Source organism: Campylobacter concisus ATCC 51562, assembly GCF_000466745.1.
Taxonomy (GTDB): domain Bacteria; phylum Campylobacterota; class Campylobacteria; order Campylobacterales; family Campylobacteraceae; genus Campylobacter_A; species Campylobacter_A concisus_B.
Map to the genome: position 1 here is coordinate 1 of NZ_ANNI01000018.1, position 456 is coordinate 456.

General features: G+C 27.6%; 1 protein-coding gene. It reads left to right on the forward strand.

Features of this window, described 5'->3' with window-relative positions:
- Window positions 1-446 (forward strand): hypothetical protein (locus tag ATCC51562_RS09340; protein ID WP_035167734.1); only part of this gene is annotated, 446 nt, incomplete at its 5' end.
- Between the last annotated feature and the right edge of the window lie 10 nt (window positions 447-456).

Here is a 456-nt window from a genome sequence, read left to right on the forward strand (position 1 = left end):
AAAGAAGCGATTACATGGATGATTTCTTTAAAAATAACAAAAGAAATTTTAAAAGAGCTGACCTAGAAATTATGGATCAAAAATTCCCTCAAACCCTCTCAAATGGTAAAAAATATTATACTAGTTGGATAGATTATGAAAGAGATACCGGTAAAAAAGCAGAAGTACCAGAAATTTATATAAATAAAATAAAAGAATTTATGGGCGAAAGCAACTACGATAAATCACCAAATTTCCCTATTTTAGTAATGTTTTATGAAGATAATAATCAAATAGTGCCTATTGAATTATCAATGTCTTATACATACTATAAAACCAAATATGGACTATTTGGAGATGAAGGAATGGGAATTAGATTTAAAGATGAAGAGCAAATTTTTATACCAGGTGGAAACAAATTCATTCTAATAAACAACAAATTCATAAAAGCAAACAAGGACAAGTAAGTGCAAACTA